This window comes from Pedobacter sp. 01T416_2 (assembly GCF_056398925.1).
The window spans coordinates 1-4,260 of record NZ_JBFTQI010000525.1 but is presented as its reverse complement, the minus strand read 5'-3'; the positions used below and the strand labels follow the sequence as shown (position 1 = coordinate 4,260).

2 protein-coding genes and 1 pseudogene are annotated in these 4,260 nt (G+C 41.2%); 2 read left to right on the top strand and 1 reads right to left on the bottom strand.

Features of this window, described 5'->3' with window-relative positions; genetic code table 11:
* Window positions 1-2,407 (bottom strand): SusC/RagA family TonB-linked outer membrane protein (locus tag AC1DPQ_RS19560; protein WP_477610603.1); only part of this gene is annotated, 2,407 nt, incomplete at its 3' end.
* A gap of 317 nt (window positions 2,408-2,724) precedes the next feature.
* On the opposite strand from AC1DPQ_RS19560, the gene AC1DPQ_RS19555 reads away from it, so the two are divergent.
* Both AC1DPQ_RS19555 and AC1DPQ_RS19550 read left to right on the top strand, forming a co-directional pair.
* Window positions 2,725-3,972, top strand: coding sequence for a YdcF family protein (locus AC1DPQ_RS19555; RefSeq protein WP_477580637.1), 1,248 nt, complete (start codon window positions 2,725-2,727; stop codon window positions 3,970-3,972).
* Between the two features lie 3 nt (window positions 3,973-3,975).
* Window positions 3,976-4,260 (top strand): annotated as a pseudogene (locus AC1DPQ_RS19550) (hypothetical protein); the annotation flags it as partial.

Genomic DNA, 4,260 nt, shown 5'->3' with positions numbered 1-4,260 from the left:
TTTTACTGTCGGTCAGATTGGTCAGGATAGAAGAAGTTCCTGATACAGCAGAAATTGGTTGGTTGAACAACAAATTATACGAATAACTCAGGTAATAATTGGCAATGATATTTAAGCGGTTTTTGAACAGGCTGATATCGGTACCAAAATTATACTGGGAAGTAGATTCCCATCCCAGCTTCGGGTCCTGGATGGCATTTGGCCAGATCGCCGTCGAAATCGCATTTCCAAAAACCACACCGCCCGGCGCACTCATTTCCTGTGCGGTTCTGTAATTCGGAATGTTGTTGTTGCCGCTCAATCCCCAACTTGCCCTTAACTTAACAGTTGATTGTTCGCCAAGAAAACTGTTATAGAAATCTTCTTCCGAAAGGTTCCATCCTGCGGCTACCGAAGGAAAATTGCCATATTTATTCAGCGGACCAAACCTTGATGACCCATCACGGCGGAATGAACCGGTTAAAAAGTATTTACCAGCATAGTTATAGCTGAAACGGCCGAAATAAGAAAGTAAGGTATTGGTAGCTTTAGCCGTTTTGTTTGCTCCATCGGTTATTAAAGTCAAAAATCCTGCATCAGCACCTTTATCCGTAATTTCGCCTATTTTATCGTTCTGGAAACCACTGGCAGAAATACGGATCAGATCGCTGGTTGTTTTTTGCGCAGAATATCCTCCAAGCACATCAATTTTATGTTTGCCAAAGGTTTTATTGTAGTTTAGGGTAAATTCGCCAAGCTGATCAACCTGGCTAAGGGTTTGCGCAATTGCATTCGCCGCCGTTATTGCAGCTGTAGAATAAGGTGGGTTGTTACCATTACTTAAGCTGGTTGGCAAATAAAAATCATATTTTTCATTGTAAGTCTGTGTACCCAAATTGGCTTTAAAATCCAGTCCATCCAATATGTTATAAGTGGCGTTAGCATTATAGGTACTTCTAGCCCCTTTTCTGGTAATTTTTACCTGTTCAACTGTAGCTAAAGGATTCTCAGGATTCTGTATCCCATACTGAGAAGCTAAAGCCCCCATGCCAAACTGGATCGGGTTTCCATTGGCATCCCTCGCAGGCAGATAAGGCAGGTAAATTAAAGCCGACATCATCGGGCTTAAATCGTAACGGCCTTCCCTCACCTCGCGGTTATCGTTCTGCGTATACGAAATATTTGCGCCTACACGTAAACGCTCACTCACCTTACCATCAATATTCCCCCTGAAGTTGGTTACTTTTTGGTTGGTGTTGGTAACAATACCATCGTTGTTCTGGTAGCCACCGCTTAAAAAGTATTTTACATCTTTAGTACCGCCAGAAAATGAAAGGTTATGGCGTTGGAAAGCTGCATTGCGATAGAGTTCATCCTGCCAGTCGGTATTATAAGCTGCAGGGATAGCCTGTTGTGTGCTGAAATTATAAAGATCGGCAGGAATGCTTACACTACTTCCATTGCCTACATTGGCAATACGGGTAGTATTATTATCACCGAACATCGCATCGTTCCAGGTTTTGCCCGAGTTTACCCACAAATCTTTATAGGCATTGTTGCGTCCGTCGATTAAAAGTTGGATAAACTGGTTGGCATCCAATAATTTTACTTTTTTGGCCAACTGGGAAATACCGCCCTGAACATCGTACTCAAACTTCCCTTTTCCATCTGCACCTCTTTTGGTGGTGATTAACACTACCCCACCCGATGCCCTTGAGCCATAAATGGCAGCAGAAGCCGCATCCTTCAAAATGTCGATGGTTTCRATATCCTCTGGATTGATGGATACGTTGTTTCCTGCCGGATAACCATCAATTACATATAAGGGATCGGAACTGGCGTTAATCGAACCGATGCCCCTCACCCTGATTTTAGTACCCGAATATGGCGCACCGCTGGTTTGCGATACCTGCACACCGGCAACCTTACCAACCAATGCCTGGCCAACAGTAGGAGAAGTTAAATTCATTTCGCTGGCTTTAACACTGCTGATGGCACCTGTTACATCCGATTTTCTGATTTTCTGGTAACCAATGGCCACAACCTCATTTAGGGTATTGCTGCTTTCTTTTAAAGTAACATTAATATTCTGGCGGCCGTTAACCGTAACTTCCTGATTATCGTAACCGATATAAGAGAATACTAAAATTGCACCTTCTTCTACATTAATGGAGTATTTACCATTGGGATCGGTAACGGTTGTTTTTTTTGTTTTCTTTTCGAAAACACTTACACCCGGTAAGGGTTGGTTATTTTGATCGGTAACTGTTCCGCTTACCGTGGCAAATACTTTATGTTGTAAGCCCGACGCAGTTACTTCATGATTAATCGCTGTTGCACTGGAATTACAGATGGCCAATAGGCCTAAAGGCAAAAGCAATTTCCGGCAAGCACTTTTTATACTTGCGGTTAAAAAAAATGATGTCATCTTTTTGTTCTTAGTAATGGTTTTGAAATATAATTGGGGGTTCGTTTTAAGTAGAAGCGTAGATTTTCACATTTACATAGGCTTATCCTTTAAGGTTAACAAGTAATTTTTGGAGCGTTCTACAGCGGCAAAAGTAGTGGTCTACTTTTAACACGATGTATCTATTATGTTAACTCTATACACCAATTTGAACTGGCACTTTAAATTAATATTAACACCAATACATATATAATAAATCGTTTTAACAACCATCAAAGAATAACATCTTGTTAATGTTTCTTTAATGGCCAATCTTTAAATTTGCTTCCAAAACTTTGATGAAACCCCTTTATACCTTCTTTGTGTTCTGCCTTTTTTGGCAAGGCTTATCTGCACAAGATTTAACCAGCCAGTCTTATCAGTTAATTAAGACCAGGAACGAAGTACAATACAAAAATTATTACCTGCTTTCCCTTTTTCAGCAATTGCCCGAGCTGCGCAAAATGCTGAGTACAGATACGGCGTTCAGCAACATCTATAAATCGAAAACCACACAGGTAAATGAAGCGGTAAAAACCTGCAAAACAGATATTAGCTGTTACGCAAAAGCCTTAAAATTCAACAATGAAGAAATAGCCCATATCGGCAACCGTTTGGCGCTGCTTTATACAGAAAACAATGCATTGGGAAATTTGGTAAAAAATCATCTTATCCCCTCAGGTTGTTATGCCATGTTTGCCAAAGAACCACACAAAACCCTTTTAATAAAAGCATGGGAACAAGATGCCAATGCCATTAATTATGCAATTGGCGTTTACGTAGAAGGAAACAAGCCCAATTACCCGAAAATAGATTCGATCAGTTTTAGTCTAACTGACAAAACGTTTGCAGAACTCACATCGGCCAGTGCATTATTAGCCTTGCAGGGCAATAATAAGCTCTTTTTCGAACCTGCCATGTTATTTGCATTGGAAGCTTTAGAACTGAACGAACGCAATGAGGCCGCCGATTACGAGCCGATGGCTAAAGGCGTAAACCTTGCCGCCATTAACCAGATCAAAAAAATAGATTGGAAAAAATATCCTTACAGCGTAATCCTGGTTCCGGGAGCAGGTCCGGAAGAAAAAGACGTTGCGCTAAGTGCTGGCGGAATGATCCGCTGCCGCTTAGCAGCTATACAGTATAAAAAAGGTGTAGCCCCTTTTATTGTAGTATCGGGTGGCCGCGTTCACCCTTATAAAACCAAATTCAGCGAAGCCTACGAAATGAAGAAATTCCTGATGGAAGTGCTTCAGATACCCGAAAGTGCCCTTATTATGGAGCCACATGCCCGCCATACCACCACTAACATGCGTAACTGTGCAAGGCTAATGTTCAGGTACGGGATGCCGGTAGATAAACCCGGTTTAGCCTGCACCGTAAAATCGCAGAGCTATAACATCACCAATCTACTCCCCGAGCGTTGCAAAAAAGAACTCGGCTACTATCCTTATAAAAACGGAAAACGTTTAAGTGATACCGAATCCGAATTCTACTTTAATACAGCTTCCTTACAAATTGATTTTGATGAACCTTTAGATCCTTAGTTTATGAAAACATTAAATCCTATTTTAGTACTGATCATGATGTTTTTTGTAGCCCGGTACAATAAAACCGATGGAAAGATTACAAAAACGATTACAATTGATTCGTTGGGTGCCTGTCAGGGTATTTCTTATCAAAACGGAAGGTATTTCCTCTACGGAGATAGAGAAGTGGGCATCATGCGCGAATATCAGCTCCAGAAAGACTCGTTGATTGATCAGCATAAGGAATACAAGTTCACCGTTAAAGGAGAAAATATCATCAAACATCCCACTGGCATTGCCTATCAC

What these genes read in the sequence shown, in the direction of transcription:
- AC1DPQ_RS19555 (WP_477580637.1), top strand. Translation starts at nt 2,725, where the DNA reads ATGAAACCCCTTTATACCTTCTTTGTGTTCTGCCTTTTTTGGCAAGGC.